Raw genomic sequence first — 24,196 nt, forward strand, 5'->3', positions numbered from 1 at the left:
ATCTCCTCCTGTCGCGAGCACTACTGCGCCAGAGACTGGATATAGGCGATCAGGGCATCGATTTCCTGATCATTAAACGTATACGCAGGCATGACTGCAGGATAGCCTTTTACCAGTTCGGCTTTTGCATCTAAGATTGACCGTTTCAGATAAGCCTTGTCAGCCTGAAGCTGCGTATCATCCGACAGGGTTCGTACATTGCCGTACAGTCCCTGCCAGGTCGGGCCGACACCGGGTTTACCGTCGTGGCTGTGGCAGGCAATACAGCCATTGACCTGAGATAAGGTTTCGCCCATCGCAATCAGATCGGCTTGGGAGAGGGCTTCACCACTGGTACTTGTGTCTGCGGGGCGCTGGGTTTGGGCAAACGTCGGCTGTGCGGCCAGCCAGTTGCCAAACTCTGCTTCGTCTTCCACGACCACGCGTCCACGCATATTGAAATGCCCGACACCACAGAGTTCAGCGCAAAGGATGTCAAACTGCCCTCGTTCTGTGGGCCTGACCCAGAAATGGGTGACAGTGCCGGGAACCAGATCCATCTTTGCCCGGAACTGGGGCACGTTGAAATCATGCAGAACGTCTTTGGAGCGCAGCAGCACTTTATAGGGTGCGTAAAGGGGCAAGTGCAGTTCGGGTAGCAGAATTATCCGGTCATCTGCCCCGGCCGGATCATCCGGGTCAATACCTAATGGGTTGGTATTGGACACAAACCGGGTGTCACTTTTGCCCAGTTGTCCGTCATCACCAGGAAAACGGAATCGCCAGCGCCATTGTTCCCCGACGACTTCAACAATCCGTGCCTCATCCGGCACGCTGACAAATTGCCCGTACACTACTAAGCCCGGGGCCAGTAAAGCAATAATGCCGACTGAGGTAATGCCGATTAGCCAGGCTTCGAGTTTTTTGCTGTCAGGCTGAAACTGGGACTGGCGGCCGGGTTTGTGTCTGAAGCGAATGATCAGCCAGGCAAGCACCAGATTCAGCACGATAAAAAACGCCCCGGTAATGATGAGCGTCAGATGCAACGCACCATCTATCTCCCCCCAGTTCGACGCCGCAGGCGTCAGCCACCAGGGGCTGTAGAGATGAAAGGCAATGGAAGCAATGACAAGAATGATCAGGGCAATGGCAATTGCCATATATCACCTTCTACCGAAATTGGTCGCATCCATGAGAGGAACAAAAATCGGTAACCCGAACCCTGAAAGTCAAACGGTATTGATGCCCGCGCAGCGAAGGCTTTATCCACAGCGGTCAGTCAGAAAAAAGACAAAGTCGCTGTGCCTGATAGTCATACTGATTAAAAGCTTAGTGGACATCATCATGCTGTGCGAGTGCTTTGCGGGGTTTCTCAGCAGACGGTTCGTAAATGAGAAAACTGGGTTTCACTGAAAAATGTCTTACTATGAAAGAAGTTACTCAGGCACAATCGTCTGATAGTCAATAAGTTAAGCTTTCCCAAAAATGAGGAGGGGATGTGGCTGGTGCAAGTTTGTTAACCTTGCTGGATGATATCGCAACCGTACTTGATGATGTCGCTGTGATGAGTAAAGTCGCGGCCCGAAAAACCGCAGGCGTACTCGGCGACGATCTGGCCCTGAATGCCCAGCAGGTGGCCGGGGTCAGAGCGGAACGTGAAATTCCGGTTGTGTGGGCGGTGGCAAAAGGTTCGTTTAAAAATAAGCTGATCCTGGTGCCGGCGGCGCTGTTAATCAGTGCCGTTGCCCCTTGGCTCATTGTGCCATTGCTGCTGATTGGTGGTTTGTTTTTGTGTTTTGAAGGGGCTGAGAAAGTCATTCACAAACTCACCCATGATGATGCGGAAGAAGCGCTGAAGGATCACGACCAGTTGCCAGAAGGCATGGATCTGGAGGAATACGAAAAGAACAAGATTAAAGGGGCCATCCGAACCGATTTTATCCTGTCAGCTGAAATCATTGTGATTGCACTAGGCACGGTTCAGGGCATGTCCCTGATGACGCAGTTGCTGGTGGTCAGTCTGATTGCTGTCACCATGACCGTGGGCGTCTATGGTCTGGTGGCGGGTATCGTCAAACTTGACGATGGCGGTTTTTATCTGGTGAAACAGCATCAGGAGAAAAGTCTGTTGCACGGCTTTGGTCAGCTGTTGATCGCGGCTGCGCCTAAGTTGATGAAGTTTCTGGCTATTGTCGGCACTATTGCCATGTTTTTGGTCGGTGGCGGCATAGTGGTTCACAGCATTCCCGATTCGCATCACTGGCTGGAATTGTTAACTGAGCGGTTGCATGCTCTGCCCGGGTCGTCATGGCTGGTGCCCATGATGACCAACATGGTAGTCGGTATCGTTGCGGGCCTGCTGGTACTGGCTGTCGTTTCCGCCTGGCAGCGTTTGCGCGGTAATCAGGCAGCATAAATCATTGACTTAAGGTATGCTGATGTCAGCTTGAGATGTAAGTATAAGAATGAAGATGACCAAAAAGCCAAGATGCAGACCTTTTGTGATGCTCAACCGCCTGCCTTTGCTGGCGGTTTTGCTTCTCCCTACTATCGCAGCAGCCAGCAGCGAGCCGGTAATTGCAACCGTTCCGGAAGCGGTATCATCCCAGAACACCGCCTCGGTGCTGGCTGATGCATTCGAACAGTCAGCCCAACTGTGGCGGCGGGATGCTATCGCTTATGCCCGGTTGCCCAGCCGTGATGACATTGGCCGGATGCTTACGACCTACGGGTTAGATGCTGCCGGAAAGCCTGTTGCGATTTCGCAGCAAGAGATTGTTCAGGAAAGTGTTGTGGTACGTGACATGCAACCCTTGGTCGGGGCCGTATATCGCGAATACCTGATGACCAGAACGGCATGGTTCGAAGACTACGGCATGATGCCAGATACGTTGTCATTCCACAGTTATCAGTCGTTGCGTCAGATACAAGTATTGACGGTAGATGCACAGCTCCTGTCAGCGCTTGGCAGCCTTGACGGTAAAACTGTGGAGATAGAAACCCGTCATTTCCCGGCGTTATTTCATGATAACCAAGATGCCGAGACTGAGCTTCCCACCATCACCCTGAAGCTAGGCGATCGGGTGACAGACGCTGGTGAAGTGATTGCGACCGAGACACTGCAAGAACGCTACAGCCTCCAGGGCGATCTCCCTAAAACCTGATAAAAACCAGCCTCAGGGCTGGTTTTTTCATTTCTGATCCCGTCAATACCGCAGCAATGTCAGTGTGGAATTTTTTTGACTGATCATTTTGATAATAATTGTTATTATTCTTCCCATTACTTTCCAGAGTGTCACGACAACGCTGCTGTGATTACACCGAAGCAGTACAAAGGAATTTGCCCCAAAAAGATAATTAAACTTGAATGATAATACTTATTATTTATTCTAGTGTTATTGGCCTGGAAATAATTTGCGTTTGCTCAAGATGCAGCAAGCGAGTCCATGATAGTTTGGTGAATGGATGACAACAGCGTTGAATACAAAACAGAGTTCTGAACCTAACCGCTTCCCCGGCACCATTGCGCGTGCCGTCCAGCCGGAAAACCTGATTCGGCTGTTCAATGATGCGGAGCGTTTGATACCCATAATGAAAGGTGTTTCCGCGCCAGACACCTTGTTTTGTATCACGCGTGATGGCAATAACGATCAGTTGCTGGCCAGCCTGTATCAGTACTGGCAGCAGAACTATCCGGAAGCGGGGCAGCCTTACTGGACGACACGCAGCTGGTCGATGCTGACCTGGCAGCCGCTCTACCTGGCTTTTGTCTGTGTATACAGTGTGCAGGCCGTACCGCCACTGAGCCGTATCGTCCAGCTCTACAACAACCAGGGTTGGGTAGCAGGCTACAGCTTCAGCCAGAACAGTAGCTGGTGTGAAGGCAATCCCCGGACACTTATTCAGTGTGCGGGTCGTGAGCTGGGCGAACTGTATGACGATCTGCGTGAGCAGATGGAGCGCCATACCCGTATTCGTCCCGGTTTTACCCGTCAGTTACTGGCAGATTCTGTTCTGGCCGTTTTACTGCGCTATCACAATGAGTCGCCGGATACGATGCCGGCGGACGATGTTCCTCAGCATGCCGCGTGGTGGCTGGAAAGTCTTGGCCTTCCCGCCAAGCATATTGAGACACTGTACCGCTCAGAAACCGATGGTCAGTGGCAGCAATTACGGGTGAGCTGCTGTATGCATTACCGGCGTGATGATGGCAGTTATTGCGAAAATTGCCCGAGAAATAAACTGTAAGCCTGGTTGTGCCACAGGCCGATGCGCCGGTCACAAGCAAGCAGGTTACGTAATAAGAAAAAATTATGTTTGAACTCAACAATATCCTTGTACACCGTGGCGGACGCGATATTTTGCGTATCGATCAGCTCACGATCGACAGCGCGGCATTTACCATGGTGCTGGGCCACAATGGCTCAGGTAAATCAACACTGGTGAATTTGCTTGCCGGACAAATGGCGCCCGATGAAGGCGATATTTTGCTTAACCAACAGCCACTGACGGCGCTGTCAGCCAAGGCGTTGGCACGAGAAGTGGCTTTTCTGCCGCAAAAGCTGCCAGATGTTGCCGGGTTAACGGTCAGAGAACTGGTCAAACTGGGCCGCTTCCCCTGGCGTGGCACATTCGGTCGCTGGCAAAAAGACGATGTCGCTTTCATAGAAGCGGCCATGCATAAAACCGGCACTTTGCGTTTTGCCGACAACCTGGCCGACCAGCTCTCAGGGGGCGAACGCCAGCGCGCCTGGGTGTCTATGCTGCTGGCACAGCAATCGCCTGTCCTGATCCTCGATGAGCCGACCTCGGCACTGGATATTCATCATCAGTACCAACTGATGTCTTTGCTGGCCGATCTGAATCGTGAAACAGGCTGCGGCGTGATCGTTATTTTGCATGATCTGAATCTGGCGCTGCGTTTTGCCACGCACGTGGTGGCGCTGAAGCAAGGGCGCATTGCCTTCACCGGCCCGAAAGAGGTTTTACTGGATGAGCCAAGACTGTCTGCACTGTATGAGACGGACATTAAACTCATTGATCATCCGGTTAATTCCAAACATCTGACGGGTCAGAAAGTCGCTGTAGTGTGTGAATAACAGTGGTCTGTGAATAGCAGTTGCATGAAAAACAGAGAAGTTGTCGTTTTATGTTGAAGAAATGGTTGAAAGAAATGGCCCCGATGACACGAATGAGTAAAGGGGTTGCCTTGGCAGCTTGCCTGTTCTCTGGCCAGGTGTTTGCCGACATCACTGTCACCGACAGCAGAGGTGAGCACACATTGGCTGAGCCACCTCAGCGTGTGGTTGTCCTTAACTGGGATCTGGCTGAACAGGTACTGGAACTGGATGTCACGCCTGTTGGTATGCCAAATATCAGTGGCTATCAGGAATGGGTAGTTCAGCCGGCTGTACCGGCTGGGGTCGCTGATATCGGCACCCGTACTGAACCGAACCTGGAGAAAATTGCAGAGCTGAAACCGGATCTGATTCTGGCCGCCTCACCGCAAAAAGATCTGATCCCCCGCCTTGAAGCTCTGGCACCTGTGTTGTACTACGAAACCTACAGCCAGTCGCTGAACAGTGCAGAAGCTGCCATTGCGAACTTCCGCCAACTGGCTACTGTTTTCAATCAGCAAGCACTGGCTGAGCAGAAACTCACCGCCATGTCTGAACGTTTTGCTGAGCTGAAAAGTCAGCTTAATCAGGCGTTTAATGGTGAGTCTCCCAGCGTGGTCGCGATGCGATTTGCCAACCAGACTTCAGTGTATATTTATGGCCAGAATTCCACCACTAACTATGCGCTTGAGCAGTTAGGTCTGACTCCGGCCATGCCTTTACCTGCCACCGAATGGGGCATTGTGCAGAAACGGCTGACCGATCTGCAAAAAGCGGGTAGCAGCTACGTGCTCTACTTCAGGCCTTTCAATGAAGAGAAGCAGTTGCAGCGTTCGGTTATCTGGAATGCCATGCCTTTTGTCCGCGCCAGGCACGTCAACAGCGTCGCTTCTGTCTGGAACTATGGCGGGGCCATGTCGATCCGCTATATCGCTGAAGCCATGGCTGACAGCCTGTTTGAGATTGCGCCGAATCAGGATGTGGTTGCCTCCGTTAAGGGCGGGCAGGACTGATTCATGACCCGCTCCTTGTCCTTCTTTCCCATACTGCTGCTGTTATTGTCAGCCGTTGTTGGCAGTCTGCAGATTGGCTCTGATCTTTCACTGTCCCGCCAGCTTGCCATTGTCACCGGCACCCAGGCTGAAGAATTTGCCGACATCATGTTCAGCTATGCCCAGCTTCCGCGCCTGGTAATGGCACTGATGGTGGGTGCTATGCTGGGACTGGTTGGCAGTCTGATGCAGCAACTGACCCAAAATGCGCTGACCTCACCGCTGACACTGGGCACCTCTTCCGGTGCCTGGCTGGCGCTGATCATCGTCAACGTCTGGTTCCCTGAGCTGGTGGGCGATCACAGTGCCCTGGCTGCCATGGCGGGCGCCATGCTGTCTCTGTTTCTGGTGATTTTCATTGCCGGCCCGAAAAACATGACGGGGCTGCCCCTGGTGCTGTCGGGCATGGTGGTGAATATTCTGCTTGGCTCAGTGGCAAGCGCGATCATTTTACTGAACGCGGAATACGCTAAAAACGTCTTTATCTGGGGCGCCGGCGATCTGACTCAGAACGGCTGGGAATCTGTGCAGTGGTTGCTGCCCCGATTGTCCGTTTCATTTCTGCTGCTGGTGTTTGCACCACGGATTCTGACCCTGATGCGTTTGGGCCATCAGGGGGCGGCAGCACGCGGTCTGAATGTCGTCCCTGCTTTTATTGTGCTGATGGCTGTCGGCTTGTGGCTGGTGGCTGCGTCCATCACCGCGGTCGGTGTGATCAGCTTTATCGGATTGCTGACGCCAAACATTGCGCGGGCACTGGGTGCCAGAACACCCAGGGTTGAGCTCACCATGAGTGCGTTGCTCGGGTCGTTGCTCTTAGTGGTGACAGATGCTGCCGCTCAGCTGCTCAGCCAGCTGACGGTCGATGCAATTCCGAGCGGCACCACGGCAGCGGCCATCGGTGCCCCGGCCCTGTTGTGGTTCAGTCGTCGCAAGATGAAAGCGCAGGATCAGGTATCGATAAAATTGCCGCCGAGCCGGGATCGTCTTGCCGCTTTGAGCCTGCCAGCCCTGATGCTGCTTGTCGCTGGCATCCTGTGCCTGACTGCGGTATTTGTCACTGACGGCCACAACTGGCATGTTGCGCTGCCAACGGCTTATCAGTGGGAACTTCGCTGGCCGAGGATGCTGACCGCACTCAGTGCCGGAGTCGGGTTAGCCATTGCGGGAACCGTGCTGCAACGCTTGATCTATAACCCGCTTGCCAGCCCGGATATTCTGGGGATCTCTGCCGGCGCAACCTTTGCTCTGGTGGGCGCCAGTGTTTTTCTGGGCATGAACATTTTTGCGGTTGGCTCTGCGCTGGCATTTGCGGGCAGTATGTTGGTGCTGGCTGTGTTGCTGATATTGGGTCGCCGTCATCAGTTCGCCCCTTCCAGTCTGATTTTGATCGGGATTGCCCTGACTGCCCTGATCGACGCCTTAGTGCAATTTGCGCTGGCAAAGGGCACGCAGGACAGCTACAGCATACTGACCTGGCTGGCAGGCTCTACGTATCGGGTGACGGAAGGCAAAGCGATCTTTCTGTTTATTGGCGTGGCCACCTTGCTGGCGTTCACACTGGCCACCTCACGCTGGCTGACACTGATCTCCGCCGGCAGACAGTTTGCGGCGGCACGTGGCCTTAATGTTCAGCTGTGCAGTGCTCTGCTGCTGGGTGCCGTGGCTTTATTGTGTGCTTTGGTGACTGCGACCATGGGGCCGGTGGCGTTTGTCGGTTTGCTGGCGCCACATATGGCGGTGATGCTGGGCGCGAAACAGGCCAGAGAACAGTTGATAGTCGCGTCACTGGTTGGCGCAGCCGTGATGCTGATTGCTGACTGGGTAGGGCAGACTGTGTTGTTCCCGGCTCAAATCGCAGCTGGAACTCTGGTCTCTGTGATAGGCGGCAGTTATTTTCTGTTTTTGCTGATTCGCGGCAGAAGCCGATAGCAAAACAGCCTCTCAAAATACGCAGAAAAAAAAGCCGGGTCAGCAGTGATGCAACCCGGCTTTTTTTGCAGTCTGGTTAAGGGATTAACCTTCGATTTCCGCGTTGTGGTAAACGTTCTGCACGTCGTCGCAGTCGTTCAGCATATCAAGGAATTTTTCAAACGTGGCCACATCATCGCCTGTGACAGGATGCATTGCCTGAGGAACGAAGGTAATTTCTTCTACTTCCATCGTCACGTCAGGCATGGCATCGGCCAGGGCGTTTTTCACTTTGAAGAATTCAGTGTGCGGTGCGAAAACAGTAATCATACCGTCTTCCGCTTCGATGTCCGTCACATCCGCATCACCCATGATCAGAGCTTCCATCACGGCTTCTTCGTCATCGCCTTTGAACTGGAACACCGCCTGGTGATCGAACATGTGAGCAACCGCACCTGGAGCACCGATTTTCGCGTTGTTCTTTACAAAGCACTGGCGAACATCCATGTAGGTTCGGTTGTTGTTGTCGGTCAGACAGTCAACGATGACAGAGCAGCCGCCAGGGCCAAAACCTTCGTAACGCGCCGTTGCAAAATCTTCACCGCCGCCACCGCTTGCTTTATCAATGGCTTTTTCGATCACGTGGCTCGGCACCTGATCTTTTTTTGCTTTTTCCATCAGACGGCGCAGAGACAGGTTGCTGTCCGGATCTGTACCGCCGTTTTTGGCGCTCATATAGATCTCTTTACCGTATTTGGAATAGACCTTGATTTTAGCGCCTTGTGTTTTAGCCATTGAGGCTTTACGAACTTCGAAACTGCGTCCCATGGGGAATCACTCTCTGTAATTGATACTTTCGATATGTAGGGGCTGATTTTATCAGCACGGTCTGTATTTAGGCTAGTGCCTCGTTTCGCATTTACCAGCTGAAACGACAATTTGGCAGGATCTGACCTGTGAACACGGGCCATTTTACCCTGATTTTTGCGCGGTTAAGCGAAAGAGATGATGAAAATACACGTGTTGGTGATTAAAAATAGTTCAGATACATAAAAAATACGGTTTATGGCTCAAAAAATAGACATTTGAATGGTTTGGTACTTTACAGTGTAAATTGAGCTGGTATGATTCACCGCACTTACGGAGAGATGGCTGAGTGGTTGAAAGCACCGGTCTTGAAAACCGGCATACGTTAATAGCGTATCTAGGGTTCAAATCCCTATCTCTCCGCCACAACAACGAAGCCTCAGCAGAAATGCTGGGGCTTTTTTGTGATGTTTCAGATCGATATCCGCCCTGCGGTCGGACGAGTCCCGGTCGTGTGCGACCCCAGCCGTCCGCACGACACGAAACCCTAGCCGAAAGGCTGGTTTTTTTTGTATTTAAGCGCTCCGGAAAGTGCTGCGCACTTTGGTCGCGGACCGGAATGCCGGACCATCGCGCCCCGGTCGTGTGCGACCCCAGCCGTCCGCACGACACGAAGCCCTGGCCGAAAGGCTGGGGTTTTTTGTATCTAAGCGCCCCGGAAAGTGCTGCGCACTTTGGTTCGCGGGCAGGAATGCCGGTTTTTGTGATGCGGTGGTTGCTTGTCTTGAAAGGTTTGACGGCAAAAGCGAACTGAGGCGGTGCTGGAAGAAAAACCCTCTTCCTGGCAGAAGAGGGTTGTGCATGATGTGGATGGGCTGAAGCGTTACGCGACGCGATTTACAGCTTGAAGCGGCCAACCAGTTGATCAAGTTGCTTCGACAAGGCCTGAAGCTCACCGCTGGATGCCGTGAGTTCGTTGGCGATGTCGGCGGTTTCTGAGGTTAACTGGTTGATGTCTTCAATATTGCGGTTGATTTCATGCACCACAGAGGATTGCTCTTCCGTTGCGGTGGCCACCTGAATGTTTTGCTCACTGATTTGATCGATATAGGTCGCGATCTGGGCTAGAGAACCGGTAGCCAGATTCGCTTGCTCTGCGACATCAGAGCCTTGCTGGCGTCCCTGAGAGATAGCGTTCACGGCTCTGGCCGATTCATTCTGCAGCCGGTTGATCACTTCCTGTATCTCTTCAGTGGAACCGGCAGAACGTGAAGCCAGGGTTCTGACCTCATCGGCGACGACTGCAAAGCCGCGGCCCTGTTCACCGGCACGGGCCGCTTCGATGGCAGCATTCAGTGCCAGCAAGTTGGTTTGCTCTGAAATACTGCGGATGGTATCCAGAATGGCACTGATATCTGTGATCTGGTGAGCAAGTGCTTCGATCACACCGGTGATCTCACCCAGATCGTTGCTCAGGGCGTTCATTTTCTCTCTGGATTGTTCGACCACCTGGCTGCCATCCTGAGTCTGTGTTGTCGTCTCTCTGGCAATATGAGCCGCCTGAGCAGCGTTATTGGCGATCTCATTGACGGTTGCCCCGAGCTCATTAATCGCCGTCGCCACCTGGATGGTTCTGTCCCGTTGCGTCAGGCAGTTCGTTTGAGTCGTCTGCGCAGTTGACGCCACGGCCTGCGCGGTTTTGGCTAAGTTTCTTGAGCTTTGCGCCACTTCTTCCACAGAGCGGTGAATCTTGGCGAAGAAATGATTGAGCGTTTGGCTGATCGCGTTCAGCTCATCGTTTCCGTCCAGTTCAATTCTTGTATTAAGCGCCATGTCCTGTTCAGCCGTTTTAATCGTTCGCTGAAGCGTTGCGACCCTGGCGCGCAGGTTCTGGATAATGATGAAAGACACCAGGAAAGAGATGATCAGCGCAGCAATGATAATCATCACCAGATTGCGTTGTCCGTCATTGAAACTGCTCTGGGCTTCATTGTTGAAGGTTTCGGCCTGGGTGAGCAGGGTATCCAGCAGCGTATTGGTATCTTTTCGCATGATGCCGTAGCTGACAGCGTACTGGGTGTAATAGCGGTAAGCATCAGACAGATTGCCTTTTTCCAACGCGGCCAGCATGGGGTTGAGATCTGAGGCAATTGTGGCTTCAAAACGCTGTTGTAATTTCTGCGCTTCACGGCGTAAATCAGGGTTAATCTGAGCGGCGACTGACTGTTCTATGGCAGCACGCATCTCCGGAATGTCTTCGGTGCGTGTTTCATTGATCCGCGTCTGAACGCCTTTAGCGTCTTTTAAGCCATCAATTTCCTGAAAGAGCATCATGTCAATCCCCACACGCATTCTCGGAATGCGTGAAGCAACTTCAGCCATCGCGCGCATTGGCGTGGCGGTATTCATGTAAAGCCGTTCAGACTTTTGCCCAATTTGCGACATAGTCGAATAACTGATGATACCGACAAGTAATAACATGATGCACGGCAGCAATACCGCCAGTATCAGCTTAGTTCTTAAAGTCAGTGTATTTATTAGCATTGTTATCTCTTATTAACATATCCATAGAATGAAAAGGGGCGGAATAACACTGAGACGTGGGGGGCGTTTGCCGGTGTCAGCCTGCCTTTGTAACCCGATGTGAGCGACTTTTGTGTCTTTACTGCCCTGGCTGGTTTGAAGGCAGACACGGCTATTTTGTCATCGCACATATCATTCGTTTATTTATTCATTTCATCAATGTCATTTGGGTTAATTATCACAGTGAATAAATAAAGTTGGGCTGGAAATAACATCTTTGGGGGCGTGTTTCCCCCTGATTGTCAGGGGGGAACCTGCTTTAGGAGGCGGGAGCTAAGGATTGCTCGTGTTGATCAAACAAATGGCAATACTCAGCGCGCAGGGAAACGGCCATACGGGCGCCGTTCTTCAGGTCATGCTGCAATGCTTTTTCGCCATCCATCATCAGGCTCAGTTTGTTTATGTCGGCGGCATAGCAGTGAATATACGACAGCGCGCCCAGGTATTCCGCTACGTTGATCTGCATATTTAACACAGTGCTGCCATCATCCATTGAGTCCGGTGTCGCAACCAGCAAATGCTCAGGGCGTATACCCAGTGTGATGTGATCGCCCGGATTGAGCGTGCTTCCGTTCCGGTTGATGGTGATCTGGTGCTGACCGGCGATAGAGACAGTGGTGCTACAGGCATCCGCGCTGACGACTGTGACCGGAATGAAGTTCATTTTGGGCGAGCCGATAAAGCCTGCCACAAACTGGTTGGCCGGATGATAGTAGAGATCCAGCGGCGCCCCCACCTGCTCAATGCGCCCGTCCCGCAGCACCACAATTTTGTCGGCCAGCGTCATGGCTTCCACCTGATCATGGGTGACATACACCATGCTGGCAGACAGTGAGCGGTGCAGCTCGGCAATCTGAATGCGCATGTCGACCCGGAGTTCAGCGTCCAGATTGGACAGCGGCTCATCAAACAGGAAGAGTTTGGGGTTACGCACGATGGCCCGGCCGATGGCGACCCGCTGTCGTTGCCCGCCCGACAGGGCTTTGGGCAGACGATCGAACAGGTGATCGAGCTTGAGCATCTTACCGGCATGCTCGACTTTTTCTTTGATCTGTTCTTTGGGCTGTTTATCAATATTGAGCGCAAAGGCCATGTTTTCCCACACGGTCATTTGCGGGTACAGGGCATAGGACTGAAACACCATGGCGATGCCTCTGTCGGCCGGTGCTTCGCGGGTGACGTCTTCACCATCGATGAAAATGGTGCCGGAAGAGGGCTCCTCAAGGCCTGAAATCATGCGCAGTAACGTAGATTTCCCGCAACCGGACGGGCCGACAAAGGTGACAAATTCCCGGTCGTTGATTTCCAGATCGATACCTTTCAGCACCTCAGTCTGGCCATAGTGTTTTTTGATGTTTTTCAGTTGGATGTGAGCCATGGTTACTCCTTAATGCCACCTTGGGTCAGACCTTGAATAAAGGCTTTTGATGCGAGTAAGAATGCGATCAGTGTCGGCGCCATCATGATGATCAGGCCGGCAAACATCATGTGCCACTGGATGGCAAATTCGTTCTGAAATTCCTGAAGTCCGAGCGTCAGCGGATATAGACTGCGATCTTGCAAAAACAGCAGCGGGAAGAGGTACTCGTTCCAGGCACTGACAAAAGACAACAGGGCAACGGTTGCGATGGCAGGCTTAACCAGAGGAAGCACGATTTTCCAGTAAATCTGAAAAGGCAGGGCGCCATCGACCCGCGCCGCCTGCTCAATTTCCGGCGACAGGTGTTTAAAGAAGGTACTGAGAATAAACACCGCCACAGGCATCATGCTGGCGGCCTGCACCAGAATAATCCCCAGCAGAGAGTTGAGCAGATCCAGACTTTGCACCACCACAAACAGCGGTGCCATGGCCAGACGCAGCGGCACAATCACCCCAATCATAAAGAGAATGAAGAGGGTGCGGTTGCCGCGAAATTCAACCCGGGCCAGCACAAAGGCCGCCATGGTACTGAACAGAACGGCAACCGCCACGGTGCCGACACTGATGATCAGCGAATTCATAAAATAGCCGCTGAAATTGGCCATTTCCCACGCTGCGGCATAGTTCTCAAACTGCCAGCTGTCCGGCAGTGAAAAGGGCGCACGAATCACCTGACCCAGGCTGCCTTTCATCGAGTTGATAAACGCCAGGCCAAAGGGAATGGCAACGACCAGAGCCCAGGCCAGCAACAGAAACTGCACCAGCACCTGCTCCATGGGGCGAAGTTTAAAAATCCTTTCCATAACTCGTCCTATCGGTTGCGCATATTGCGAAGTGCCAGGTAAATGGTGGCCGGTAAAATCAGCACGGAGATCACCATGCCAATCGCAGCAGCCATGCCCAGATCGGCAGTGCCGGAGCCGCCGCTGGTACCAAATGCGGTGCGGTACTGAAAGGTGCCTAATATATCGGTGGAATAATAAGGACCGGCATCCGGGCCCATCAGAATCAGCACGTACTCGGCATTATTGAAGACATCCACCAGGGTCAGAATGGTGATCAACACGAAGGCGGGCGCCAGTACAGGAAAGACCACATGGCGGATACATTGCCAGCGACTGGCCCCGTCCAGAACCGCCGCTTCGAGCAGGTCGGCCCGTACACCCAGAATGGCAGACAGAATCAACATGATGGAGAAGCCAAGCTTCTGCCAGGACTGAAACAGGGCAATGGTCGGCAGCGCGGTATCGGCTTCACCCAGAAACATCAGCGGCGCGCTGATCAGATCCCAGTGCATCATCAGCTGATTGATCGGGCCGCGCACATCAACGATTAATTGGCCGAGAAAAGCAACGGCCACCGCAGCCAGCGGATAGGGCATGAAAAACAGCAGCTTATACGCTGATTTACCGGCAGTATTCCAGCTCAGTAACAGCGCGAAGGTGGTGCCTAATCCCAGAAAAATACTGATACAAATGGCAAAAAATACAAAGGTCTGCTGAAAGGCATTCCAGAGCTGGCCGCTCATGTACGCATCGGTGAGTAACTTAGTGAAGTTATCGAAGCCGACAAAGGTTGCCGGTCCGATTCCCGGCCAGTCGAAGAAGGACAATACCAGGGTGCCGATTAAAGGGAGCAGGTTGAAGATCCCGTATAACAGGCAGCCGGGGATCAGCAGCAGGGCGTACTGGAGTTTCTCTTTTTGCCGGAAACTTAATCCTTGTGTTTTCTTCACATCGCTGCGCAGCAGCTCAGCAGACAGATCGTCTGAATAGTCATCAGGGCTAGGGGCGTGTGGCATAACGACTCCGTTCGGGGAAGTGGCCTGCAAACACAGGCCAGCAGAAAAGGGTTACAGATTCTTTGCTTGAAAACCGTTTTCGATTTCCTGCGTCAGACCCTTTGCATCGACTTTGCCTGCCAGAAATTTCTGGTAAGCCGGACCGACAATTTCCTCATACTGCACGTTAAAAGGCCCTTTCCAGGTCAGGTAGGGTTGAGCATGCTGCGATACGAAGCTGGCGGCTTCGGCCTGATATTTCCCCTGATAGCGGATGCCCTCGGCATAGGTCGACAGCTCGCCGACATGATCGGCAAATAACTGAGCGAATGCTTTGGTCGCTGTAAAGGCCAGCAGTTTGTCAGCGGCTTCGCGTTTGGCGCTGTTGGCATTGACCAGATAGGCGCCGTCGGCAAAGGCATACACCTTGCCGCCGTGTCCCGGAATGGGCATCAGGCCGAGCTCGACACTGGGATCGGTTTGCGCGATGGTCGAGAGCGGCGAGGTGGACCATAAACCATCAATGATCATGGCTGAATCTCCCAGCGCCACATTGGCCCGCATTCCGTTATAGTCCTGGGCCGCCGCTGATGGGTTGATATAGGGCTTCCAACTGGCAAACGTATCCGCAACCTGCTGGTAAGCTTCGGCAGTGAAGGGCGATTGACGGCTGGCAATTTGCTTCATGTTTTCACCGGACAGCCCGGCTTCCAGTCCGGCGCTCATCATGGCCAGTGCCCAGCCGGCGCGGCCCGGAACTTCCAGCGGGATCACCCGGTTCTCTTTCAGGGTTTTCATCACAGCCAGGAACTGCTCTGGGGTTTGCGGTTCGCTGAGGTTCAGTTTTTCGAAAATGGATTTGTTGTAGATGATCTGAACCGTCTGGACGGCGAAGGGCACGCCATACACTTTGCCGTCAGAGCCGGTGGCGGCGACCAGAGTGGCCGGTGATATCCCACTGAGATCAACCGTGGCAGGCAGCGGTGTGATCACCCCGGCGCTGGCGTACTGATCGATAAATGAAGCGCCGGGACGTCCCTGAAACAGGTCTGGCCCGTTGTCACTCTGCAAGCCCAGACGTAAACGGGAGTTGTAATCGACGCCCTTGAACACTTCCACTTTGATGTTGACATCATCCATGGCTTTCGAGACCGCCTCCCACAGCGGACGTTCCTGTTTGCGCCAGGTCCAGAGCGTGAGTGTTTCTTCCGCAAATGCAGAGATGGGGGTGGCCACCAACAAGCCCAGCAGGGCAGAGACAGCGGTAATTCCAGACTTACGTTTCATATCGCCTTCCTTATGCTATTTAGTTTCGATTGGAAACTAAGTAAAAATGTAGAGAAATTAGCCACGGATGCAAGGATCAAAATCACAATTATGTTAACAAGCAAATAACAATTTTAGGCTGATGCTGAGAATGCATGGTCAGGTTAACAGAGTCAGAAATAAGGGAAATTAAGCCTTGAATTCAGAAGAGGGATTGATTAACAATAAATCCAAGAGATTAAGTTTCTAATGGAAACTAAATGATTAGAAAAGCACCAAACATCAAACAGGTGAACACCTCTCGCGTCCTTGACGTGCTGTGGCGATGCCAAAACATTTCGCGTATTGATATTGCAGACCGGCTGGGGCTGGATAAGTCGACCATTACCAAAATCGTCAGTTCGCTGGCAGAGAAGCAACTGATTACAGAAGTGTCCAACCGGAACGGCACGCCACAGAGCGGACGGCCGAAGGTGTCTTTGCAGCTGAATAAGCAACTCGGCGTTCTGGTGGGTATTGAATTAACCGACAGCCAGATCAACCTGTCGGTGCTCGATCTGGCCTGTCAGATCCTGTACCGCAAGATAGTCAGCTACCACCCCGGTACGCAGCCTCTTGAGCAACTCGGGGATGTGCTGGCACCTGTGCTTCGCGAGGTCGAAAACCGCTGGGGCAAGGTGCTGGCAATCGGCCTGGGGATGCCGGGTCTGGTCAGGCCGGATACCGGCGTCGTTTCTGTGTCCAGTGCCTTTGAGATCTCAGAGCCAGTCGCACTGGCAGCGCAGCTCTCGGCACAACTGGGCTACCCGGTGTACTGCGATAACGATGCCAACTGCGCGGCCTGGGGACAGGTGATGCTGTCGCGGCCACAAGGCAGCGATAACCTGCTGTACGTGTTGTTCACCTCACACCATCGTCATGACGACAGCCGGCATCTGGGTATCGGGCTGGGGTTCGTCCTGAACGGCCAGCTGTTCTACGGTGATGATTGTCTGTCCGGCCAGTTTGATGTCGAGCCAGGGCCGCACCAGAGCCCGGTGAGCGAAGCCGACATTCTGGCGCAGTTTGTTGATAAGTTAGCGACTCTCGGCCGGCTGCTCAATGTGCACCAGATCGTCTTTGGTGGCGAAGTGGAACCTTATGTCAGGGACATTGAACGCCTGATTCACGCCAATCTTGCGGCATTTCAAGGCCATCAGACCTGGCAACCGGTCACAGAGATCTCAACACTGGGCACACAAGCGGTGTCCGCGGGTGCTGCTGCGCTGGCGTGGAGTAAAATCACCTCGGCAGATCTGGTGCTGTTCGACGTCTTAGATGATCAGACTATTTCACAGTAAGGACGTAACATGACCCCGGATTTCAGCCTGCTCTTTCCGCAGCCAGCAACCCTTGAATTGGATCGCACTGCCGCGCCAGCCAACTACAGCGCCTTGCTGCCTTTGATCCCTGTAAAACTGGCGCAGGTGATTGCCTCGCCGAGCGTGAGTTACCGGCAAGATGACAATTTGCCCGGGCAGGGCTTTGGGATCCGGATATCCGCCAGCGGCATTGAAATCAGCATGGCAGACGAGCCCGGCCGTTTGTATGCGCACCAGTGTCTGGCTCAGATCATCAAACTCTGCCATGGCCAGGTGCCGTCACTGACGATTGGCGATCAGCCGGCGTTTGCCAAACGCGGGATCATTCTTGATATCAGCCGCGATAAAGTGCCGACCATGTCGACCTTGTTTCAGCTGGTGGATTTCTGGTCAGCCTTGCGGATCAATCAGTTACAGCTGTACACAGAACATACGTTCGCCTATCCGCAGCACCCGGTTGTCTGGCAGGACTATTCACCGATGACAGCCGAAGAAATCCGGACGCTGGATCGCTACTGCAAAGCGCGGGGCATTGAGTTGATTCCCAATCAGGCGACCTTCGGGCATATGGAAAAATGGCTCTGTCATCCGCACTACCAACACCTCGCCGAGCAGACGAGCGGTTTTTATGATCATCGGGGCGACTTCCGGCCGGAATCTTTTGGCCTGAATCCATTAAGTGACGCCGTCACGGATTTTGTTGCCAACTTGCTCGATACCCTGTTGCCGAACTTCACGTCCGATACCCTGAATCTGAATTTTGATGAGACGATGGATCTCGGTGCAGGCGCCAGCCAGCAGGCCTGCGAACAGCAGGGCAAAGGGCAGGTGTATCTCAATTACCTCAAGATAGTACTGGGTCTTGCCCATGCGCGGGGAAAATCGTGCCAGATTTTCAGTGACATGCTGTTTCAGTATCCGGACATTTTGCCGCATCTGCCGGACGATCTGGAATTGCTGAACTGGGGCTATGAAGAAGATCACCCCTATGATGACGAGCACAGGCAACTGGCTGAATTTGGCTATCCGTTTCAGGTGGTGGTCTCGACCAACACCTTTGCCTCTGTGGCAGGCCGGGGGCAGGCTGCCAGAGTGCACATGCGGCGGGCCGCTGAATCGGCCCTGAAATATGGCGCCTGCGGTTATCAGATTTCCGAATGGGGCGATATGGGTCACGCGCAGCAATATTTTACCACCTTGCCCGGCTACGTGTTCGGTGCCGCCATGGCCTGGGATCCGCAGCGCCACCAAAAGATAAACACCAGTGGGTTCATCAGTGCTCACTTCGGAGAAGAATACGCGCAGGCCATGCCTTTGATTGATCGCCTGCAGGATGCCTATCTCACCAGCGGCGTGACCACCCCGAACTGCGCTTTTTACGGCCCGTTCGTGTTTGACCAGCGCTCAGGCCGCCATATCCGCCGCGCTGAGATCGCCGGCGCTGAGCAGATTGCCGCTGCCATCGATGACTTATCCGGCCTGAAAGCCGACATCGCTGGGCTGCCCACTTCCGCACTGCAAGCCGAGCTGTTCTGGACAGTCGATTGCATGCTGCTGGCCAGCCAAATCGCACTGAGCTACGCCAACGCCGGGCACCGTGATCTCACCGCTTTACCGCCGCAAGACAAAGCCCGCATTCTGGACAAACTCGCCCCGGTCGAAGAGGCCTACGCCGATTTGTGGCTCCAGCACTACCGCCCCGGTGGCCTGAAGCAGAGCGCTTCGCGGTTAGGGTATTTGCGGGCGTTGTGTCAGGTGGAATTGGAGCCTGAGGTTACCGAGAGATAGAAGGTATGTCGCGCTTGAGTTCGGTGTTCCCTTTAGCTTTGTGTGATGCGCGCCAGACACGCTTTGTTGGCCCAAAGAGTGCCCAGAAATGCCGACTTGTTCGTTGGTGTTGTCCGGGTCGGTTGTAGGCGCTCCCGGCGCCGACAACCTGAAAATTCGTCCTGAATTTTCCCCTGGGGGAGTGAGTTTCTTGTGATTTTTGGGTGTTGTGGCTGATGCTTTAGGTGAGGCATCAAGGTATGTCGAGCTTGGGTTTCGAAACACGTTTTGGACAGAAATGTGACAGTGTTTTTGCTGATTTAGCAAACAACCAAGAACTAAACCATCAGTAGAAGGAGAAGATCCCTTACTTTCAGGTACATATTTGACTGCGCTTTCTCCCAATGGACGATGCCGAGCTGGATTTACGCATTTTTGAATGCCAACCAGCCCTTCTAGCGCTATACACAACAATGAAAATGTCTATGTTTAACGATAAAAAACAATAAACATGAACCTTTGGCTATGCTACCGTAAATTCGATATTTAATTTGATGGAGATAGAAATGAGCGGCAGTTGGGGTAACTTCTTTCCGTACTTTGCCGGAGCTTTTAAGCTTATTGTATTAGGTATTGGAGGCTACTTCGCTATTAAGTGGCATTTTGATGAAGAGGCAAGGGTGAGGGAAGAAGAAGGCGTTGTATTTGATCGGTCAAGCTACATGAAGAAGATGGCAATGATACTAGCCTTTTTAGTCGCCCTGGTGATTTTAGTAGTTTATGCCACTAACTGGTTCCTCTACTGACGGGGTTTTCTGTTACGATCGATGTTTGGTGATTTCCAATTGAATAGCCACTTCGTTTCATGGCTAAAATTTGAGTACAGTCGGACTCTTATATGTACATGACACCTGTTCGAAATACATAATGGGGGCATAAACGTGCTAGCGATGATTCGACTGGCACGTCTCTGGACATTTTCGAGTTAGGAGCTGCCACCAGAAGCGCCTATTTCGGATAAGTAAAATTTGAGATGGCGAAATAGACAAAGCGATGTTTCTAGCTATGCGTGTCCATTTTTTGGCCAGTATAATTGGGTGAATATCAATTGCCGACTGTTAAATCTACAATATTCCAACCATTCTTAATAGCTACCTCTCGCTTAGCCTCTGGAAATCTAGATTTATCAATTGCAATACCAATTAGATGCTTTGGCCTTGTCATTGCGACATACATTTGCTTCATGAATTTAGGCTTTCGAACACCCGTAGGCTTTTTACTCTTAACACCAATAATATAATCCAACATCTGATGTACGTCATACTCATGGAATTTTGTTTCTAGCAATAAGGTCGCTGAATGCGTTTCACCTTTAACAGCGTGGATCGTATCAACCACTATACCGATGTTACGACCATTTACTCTTTCAACATACATATTTGCTGGCACAAATTCATCATCCGCTATAGCAATTGGTGCAACATATGAAATGAAATCGGTAAGCAAAGAATATTTATCCAACAAGTCAAGAACCGTCAATAACTCCTTAATATTATGCTCCCAACCTTGACTATCGCTAAGGTCTGAATTTTGAATGCCAATTATTTTTTGATTAATTTCATTACGCTTAGGGCTGTCCTTGATCATGGCCTTCAACTGAGATACAGGTATATATTCTAAACCTGCAGTAGGGAATAATCTACGAATACCATCCAAAACTATTTTGTAACCATCTGAATTACACGTGGTGATCTTCTGAGCCTCCCTGAAGTATTCTATCATTCTGTCTGGTTTGAAATTTTCACTAGAGTTATTTTTATCAAATTTTGAAAAGTAGTGTTTAATCGTAAGACCTTCTGGCTTCGTCTTACCTATTCCCCCAACGGCTTTAATAGGATGTTTTTCATCTAACGGAAGGTTATTCCCACACAATTGTGCAAAGGCTGAAAGCACTCTCGGCCTGTTCTGTTCATCAACAATGTAGATAGTATGTGGCTGAGCGTTGTTAACTAAATGAGTAGAACTCAGTTTCACCTTATTGGTGCTCAGTCTACTAGCGAGGACTGCGACGCTTGGGTTAAATCTATGGCTCGTATTTATAATCTGTAACTGTAAATCATTATAGCTATTGCTACTTTCTTCCTCGCCACCTGAAAATATTGCCTGATCAGAATCACCTAATCGTTGAAATGCACCGCCTTTATAAGAAAATATCTTGTTAATTATTTCATCTTGTACGAAGGATGTATCTTGCATCTCATCTACAAGCGCCAACGGAAACCTTGACCGAATATATCTTATTACATTTGGGTTAATATCCAAATATGCCTTTGCATATTCAAACATCTCTCGATAAAAGAATACACCATCTTTAATCATCGCTTTTTTTATTGAACACAAATTTTTATAGCTATCCGACGTAGAAATCTTTTTGAAGCCTGGAACGATTATTTTAAACTCACCGTTAACATATCTAACTTGCAAGTTAGATATACTAGCCTTTGGCTTTCCATCCAAGTACTTTCTTGCCTTCCAAGAAAGCTTACTGTCGATATAATTGAAGCAAAATTCGTCATCAATACGTTTAATTTCTATACTCTTTGACCTACAGAAAGGTAAAGCTAGGAATCGGTTAACAAACTCTTGAATCGTACCTATGAAGTGAGGGTAAGATAGAAGTTTACGGCCATAGTCATCACTCTCCAATCGACTAATAATTTCATTTTTAGCTACATTGGTGTGGCTAAGCACACATATACCACTAGTATTTTTTTTCCAACTCTTTGCAAGCAGTATTAATTTCGCAGCAATAAGTGTTGTTTTACCGCTACCGGGACAAGCTTGAATATCGTTAAACTCTTTTATGGCTTTTCGACGTTCTTGATCAAAAAACAGTCCCGTCTTAGCTTGAAGCTCCTCGATATGTATATCTGTTATAGAAGGTATCATTCTGCACCCTCTACTTCTAGCTCCTGAGCAGCTTGCTCCTCTATAATAATCGGTTCTGTTACATATTCAATGGCGCTAACGATATACGCTGGTAGTTTGTTTTTAAGGCCAGTTGAATCTCTTTGATAGGCATCGTTTAATATTTCAGCGAGCTTGTATGTAGCCGTAGTTTTACCAGACGACATTTTTTCAATCATGCCATATATTTGAATAGCTTTTTCTTCAGGATCATCACTAAGGCCTTCAAAACCGACTTCACTTCCCTTTACCGAGTGATATAGTTCTTTGGCTAAACCTGATTTCGCTAAGCAATATTCGAAAGTCCACTCCTCCGAGATAAATGTTTTTACATTTTCTCCATCCTGCTCACACTTGTTAGCTTTTCGTGCTACCAGTTCATGCTGTTTATCATCGTAGTAGCTAACCCATCGATTCAAATTCCCCTTCTTGTTATTACCTGGGTCAGGTTGTATTCTAACTTTAAATCCTATATCACTATCTGGCTTCTTTTCTGCTTTGTCTGGCCAAATGTCAAGATCTGTTACACAAGCTACTTTCATAGGGAATGGCTGATCATCAACCACCTTCTTGCGATAGATCTTGGCATACCGTTTATAAGCTAGGTTGCCAACATTCACTATCGACACGCCATAATCTTCAAGAGGGCGACCTAATAATTTGGCAATAGTTGGCAATAGAATGTTTTCACCATCGCCTTCAACTAATAGAACGCTTTTAGCGAAAAACATATTTGCTTTACTAACATCAAGAAACTTTTCTAGGAATGGGTAATCATCACCATCCAATAACGTGGCTCCACGTCTTAATGGAAAAGACTGCCCTTTATTCATCAGGATGATATTTTCAAGTGAAACTTTAGAAGCCAGGTTCGGACTATGTGTGGACAGTATGCATTGCAAATCCGCTTGCTCCTCAACAAGATACTGGATGAACTTCATTTGTAACTGAGGATGAAGGTGTGCTTCAGGCTCTTCAATTAACAAAAGTGGAAAGCCTTCACCTGCTTGGGCTAACAACATCAGCTCGGCAGCCATGAATAATAAGTTGCTATACCCAAGTCCATGGGACAAACCTGTATCATTCAATCCAAGAGTAAGCCGCTCAACAATTGCTTTGAAAGCTGAATTCTTTTCCGCTGCACTCATTTCGACAATATTCTTACTACCAAGCATATCAATCACAGGGGCAAAAGGCGTGTCTTTGAAAGTGATTTGCTTTAAGAGCCTTTCGATACTGCCTTGCGCAGTGGAAATCGAAGTATCAGCTTTGATTGATTGGTTGGCCTGTATAATGAGCGTAATCAGGCGCTCTATATCCTGCTCGTTACCGCCAATACTGCTCTTACTACCTAGTAGTTGTGACAGCCGAGACATTCTTCCAGCAGAAAGTTCATTCTGAGCATCCCTTAATGGTTTAAGATAAGTAGTAGAAAGATATAATCGCGTATCACGATCTAAAAGTGGTCCCTCATCATCAGATCCTGCACGAATTTCAGTGCGTATACCTTGAGAATTATTCGTTAGGATTTCATTTATGGTAGCAGTCAATGTTATATACAATACAGTTTGAACGTCACCACCTTCGTTTTGTTCAAACGTTAGATATTCGGCAAATGCACCACCATCTAGTGCACTCAGTCCACAAAACTTCAAACTTATTTTTAGCTTTGTTGATCCCGTTCTGAAATCGGAATACTTAATCCTCACCCACTCAGCTGAGTTAGTATCTAAAACTAATCTAACAGCATCGATTAGGCTCGTTTTACCAGCATCGTTTTCACCAACTAAAAGATTTAATCCTTTGTTTAAAGTGACATAAGTTGACTCAAAGCCTCTAAAGTTTTCGACCGTTATACTCGATAAGTACATACACTATCCTGATATATTGATATGTTAATTCAGTAATAAATGGAGTCCTCTCTGTACCCGAGTGGAAAATATGGATTACTCGCTTTGGGGCAAACCTGTCAAAGCTTCTCGACATACAAAACGCCATTACTATCTAGTTTATATAGCTACAATGTATCACGAAGTGCATAAATGAAAGCTTGACCTCTATCGCATTTGAGAGCGAGTGATTGATGATTAGGAAGTAGGTGAGGCTTATACCCCTCAGGTAAATGAGGGACACATTAAAGATTAGTTTTTATAAGGTGAAATTCGATTTTTAAAACCTTTTGAAAA

18 protein-coding genes and 1 tRNA gene are annotated in these 24,196 nt (G+C 50.4%); 10 read left to right on the forward strand and 9 right to left on the reverse strand.

The annotated features are described in order from the left end of the window. Positions 1-20: 20 nt before the first annotated feature. The gene (locus LN341_RS17855; RefSeq protein WP_046221757.1) at positions 21-1,139 is read right to left on the reverse strand and encodes a cytochrome c oxidase subunit II; all 1,119 of its coding nucleotides are present in this window, start codon (positions 1,137-1,139) and stop codon (positions 21-23) included. Between the two features lie 338 nt (positions 1,140-1,477). On the opposite strand from LN341_RS17855, the gene LN341_RS17860 reads away from it, so the two are divergent. The 6 genes from LN341_RS17860 (at position 1,478) to fhuB (ending at position 8,080) form a co-directional block, all read left to right on the forward strand. After that, on the forward strand, positions 1,478-2,395 hold the full coding sequence (locus LN341_RS17860) for a DUF808 domain-containing protein (protein WP_234206433.1): 918 nt from the start codon (positions 1,478-1,480) through the stop codon (positions 2,393-2,395). 49 nt (positions 2,396-2,444) lie between these two features. Continuing rightward, the gene (locus LN341_RS17865; RefSeq protein ID WP_234206436.1) at positions 2,445-3,143 is read left to right on the forward strand and encodes a hypothetical protein; all 699 of its coding nucleotides are present in this window, start codon (positions 2,445-2,447) and stop codon (positions 3,141-3,143) included. A 301-nt stretch (positions 3,144-3,444) separates the two neighbouring features. Next, a complete protein-coding gene (locus tag LN341_RS17870; RefSeq protein ID WP_120512463.1) occupies positions 3,445-4,227 on the forward strand; it encodes a siderophore ferric iron reductase in 783 nt (260 codons plus the stop codon). A 65-nt stretch (positions 4,228-4,292) separates the two neighbouring features. After that, a complete protein-coding gene (locus LN341_RS17875; protein ID WP_234206438.1) occupies positions 4,293-5,078 on the forward strand; it encodes an ABC transporter ATP-binding protein in 786 nt (261 codons plus the stop codon). A 74-nt stretch (positions 5,079-5,152) separates the two neighbouring features. Continuing rightward, positions 5,153-6,109: an iron-siderophore ABC transporter substrate-binding protein gene (locus LN341_RS17880; protein ID WP_370643807.1), complete on the forward strand. Its 957-nt coding sequence runs from the start codon at positions 5,153-5,155 to the stop codon at positions 6,107-6,109. A gap of 3 nt (positions 6,110-6,112) precedes the next feature. Then, complete coding sequence (gene fhuB, locus LN341_RS17885) at positions 6,113-8,080, forward strand: Fe(3+)-hydroxamate ABC transporter permease FhuB (RefSeq protein ID WP_234206441.1); 1,968 nt, start codon at positions 6,113-6,115, stop codon at positions 8,078-8,080. Positions 8,081-8,164: 84 nt separating this feature from the next. Here the strand turns inward: fhuB and LN341_RS17890 are convergent, their stop codons facing one another. Then, a complete protein-coding gene (locus LN341_RS17890; RefSeq protein ID WP_027251202.1) occupies positions 8,165-8,887 on the reverse strand; it encodes a YebC/PmpR family DNA-binding transcriptional regulator in 723 nt (240 codons plus the stop codon). A 314-nt stretch (positions 8,888-9,201) separates the two neighbouring features. On the opposite strand from LN341_RS17890, the gene LN341_RS17895 reads away from it, so the two are divergent. After that, a tRNA-Ser gene (locus LN341_RS17895) sits at positions 9,202-9,292 on the forward strand. A 471-nt stretch (positions 9,293-9,763) separates the two neighbouring features. Here the strand turns inward: LN341_RS17895 and LN341_RS17900 are convergent. From LN341_RS17900 to LN341_RS17920, 5 genes are all read right to left on the reverse strand, one after another. Continuing rightward, complete coding sequence (locus tag LN341_RS17900; protein WP_234206442.1) at positions 9,764-11,410, reverse strand: methyl-accepting chemotaxis protein; 1,647 nt, start codon at positions 11,408-11,410, stop codon at positions 9,764-9,766. A gap of 298 nt (positions 11,411-11,708) precedes the next feature. Continuing rightward, positions 11,709-12,827, reverse strand: coding sequence for an ABC transporter ATP-binding protein (locus LN341_RS17905; RefSeq protein ID WP_234206444.1), 1,119 nt, complete (start codon positions 12,825-12,827; stop codon positions 11,709-11,711). A gap of 2 nt (positions 12,828-12,829) precedes the next feature. Further along, positions 12,830-13,672, reverse strand: coding sequence for a carbohydrate ABC transporter permease (locus tag LN341_RS17910; RefSeq protein WP_046221749.1), 843 nt, complete (start codon positions 13,670-13,672; stop codon positions 12,830-12,832). Between the two features lie 8 nt (positions 13,673-13,680). Continuing rightward, complete coding sequence (locus tag LN341_RS17915) at positions 13,681-14,670, reverse strand: carbohydrate ABC transporter permease (protein ID WP_234206446.1); 990 nt, start codon at positions 14,668-14,670, stop codon at positions 13,681-13,683. 51 nt (positions 14,671-14,721) lie between these two features. Further along, positions 14,722-15,936 carry an ABC transporter substrate-binding protein gene (locus LN341_RS17920; RefSeq protein WP_234206448.1) on the reverse strand — a complete coding sequence of 405 codons (1,215 nt, stop codon included), beginning with the start codon at positions 15,934-15,936 and terminating at the stop codon, positions 14,722-14,724. 239 nt (positions 15,937-16,175) lie between these two features. On the opposite strand from LN341_RS17920, the gene LN341_RS17925 reads away from it, so the two are divergent. From LN341_RS17925 to LN341_RS17935, 3 genes are all read left to right on the forward strand, one after another. Then, a complete protein-coding gene (locus LN341_RS17925; RefSeq protein ID WP_234206450.1) occupies positions 16,176-17,255 on the forward strand; it encodes an ROK family transcriptional regulator in 1,080 nt (359 codons plus the stop codon). 9 nt (positions 17,256-17,264) lie between these two features. Next, the gene (locus LN341_RS17930; RefSeq protein WP_234206452.1) at positions 17,265-19,064 is read left to right on the forward strand and encodes a family 20 glycosylhydrolase; all 1,800 of its coding nucleotides are present in this window, start codon (positions 17,265-17,267) and stop codon (positions 19,062-19,064) included. A 545-nt stretch (positions 19,065-19,609) separates the two neighbouring features. Next, the gene (locus tag LN341_RS17935; RefSeq protein ID WP_234206454.1) at positions 19,610-19,849 is read left to right on the forward strand and encodes a hypothetical protein; all 240 of its coding nucleotides are present in this window, start codon (positions 19,610-19,612) and stop codon (positions 19,847-19,849) included. 298 nt (positions 19,850-20,147) lie between these two features. Here LN341_RS17935 and LN341_RS17940 read toward each other — a convergent pair whose 3' ends face one another. After that, positions 20,148-21,992 (reverse strand): UvrD-helicase domain-containing protein, encoded by a 1,845-nt coding sequence (locus LN341_RS17940; RefSeq protein WP_234206456.1) that lies wholly within the window; start codon positions 21,990-21,992, stop codon positions 20,148-20,150. After that, entirely contained in the window at positions 21,989-23,881 is a 1,893-nt protein-coding gene (locus LN341_RS17945; RefSeq protein ID WP_234206458.1) for an ATP-dependent endonuclease, read from the reverse strand. The genes LN341_RS17940 and LN341_RS17945 overlap by 4 nt, the downstream gene beginning before the upstream one ends. Positions 23,882-24,196: the final 315 nt, after the last annotated feature.

It is taken from the genome of Photobacterium sp. TLY01 (genome assembly GCF_021432065.1).
GTDB lineage: Bacteria > Pseudomonadota > Gammaproteobacteria > Enterobacterales > Vibrionaceae > Photobacterium > Photobacterium halotolerans_A.

What these genes read in the sequence shown, in the direction of transcription:
- LN341_RS17855 (WP_046221757.1), bottom strand. Translation starts at nt 1,139, where the DNA reads ATGGCAATTGCCATTGCCCTGATCATTCTTGTCATTGCTTCCATTGCC.
- LN341_RS17865 (WP_234206436.1), top strand. Translation starts at nt 2,445, where the DNA reads ATGAAGATGACCAAAAAGCCAAGATGCAGACCTTTTGTGATGCTCAAC.
- LN341_RS17870 (WP_120512463.1), top strand. Translation starts at nt 3,445, where the DNA reads ATGACAACAGCGTTGAATACAAAACAGAGTTCTGAACCTAACCGCTTC.
- LN341_RS17875 (WP_234206438.1), top strand. Translation starts at nt 4,293, where the DNA reads ATGTTTGAACTCAACAATATCCTTGTACACCGTGGCGGACGCGATATT.
- LN341_RS17880 (WP_370643807.1), top strand. Translation starts at nt 5,153, where the DNA reads ATGGCCCCGATGACACGAATGAGTAAAGGGGTTGCCTTGGCAGCTTGC.
- fhuB (WP_234206441.1), top strand. Translation starts at nt 6,113, where the DNA reads ATGACCCGCTCCTTGTCCTTCTTTCCCATACTGCTGCTGTTATTGTCA.
- LN341_RS17890 (WP_027251202.1), bottom strand. Translation starts at nt 8,887, where the DNA reads ATGGGACGCAGTTTCGAAGTTCGTAAAGCCTCAATGGCTAAAACACAA.
- LN341_RS17900 (WP_234206442.1), bottom strand. Translation starts at nt 11,410, where the DNA reads ATGCTAATAAATACACTGACTTTAAGAACTAAGCTGATACTGGCGGTA.
- LN341_RS17905 (WP_234206444.1), bottom strand. Translation starts at nt 12,827, where the DNA reads ATGGCTCACATCCAACTGAAAAACATCAAAAAACACTATGGCCAGACT.
- LN341_RS17910 (WP_046221749.1), bottom strand. Translation starts at nt 13,672, where the DNA reads ATGGAAAGGATTTTTAAACTTCGCCCCATGGAGCAGGTGCTGGTGCAG.
- LN341_RS17915 (WP_234206446.1), bottom strand. Translation starts at nt 14,670, where the DNA reads ATGCCACACGCCCCTAGCCCTGATGACTATTCAGACGATCTGTCTGCT.
- LN341_RS17920 (WP_234206448.1), bottom strand. Translation starts at nt 15,936, where the DNA reads ATGAAACGTAAGTCTGGAATTACCGCTGTCTCTGCCCTGCTGGGCTTG.
- LN341_RS17925 (WP_234206450.1), top strand. Translation starts at nt 16,176, where the DNA reads ATGATTAGAAAAGCACCAAACATCAAACAGGTGAACACCTCTCGCGTC.
- LN341_RS17930 (WP_234206452.1), top strand. Translation starts at nt 17,265, where the DNA reads ATGACCCCGGATTTCAGCCTGCTCTTTCCGCAGCCAGCAACCCTTGAA.
- LN341_RS17935 (WP_234206454.1), top strand. Translation starts at nt 19,610, where the DNA reads ATGAGCGGCAGTTGGGGTAACTTCTTTCCGTACTTTGCCGGAGCTTTT.
- LN341_RS17940 (WP_234206456.1), bottom strand. Translation starts at nt 21,992, where the DNA reads ATGATACCTTCTATAACAGATATACATATCGAGGAGCTTCAAGCTAAG.
- LN341_RS17945 (WP_234206458.1), bottom strand. Translation starts at nt 23,881, where the DNA reads ATGTACTTATCGAGTATAACGGTCGAAAACTTTAGAGGCTTTGAGTCA.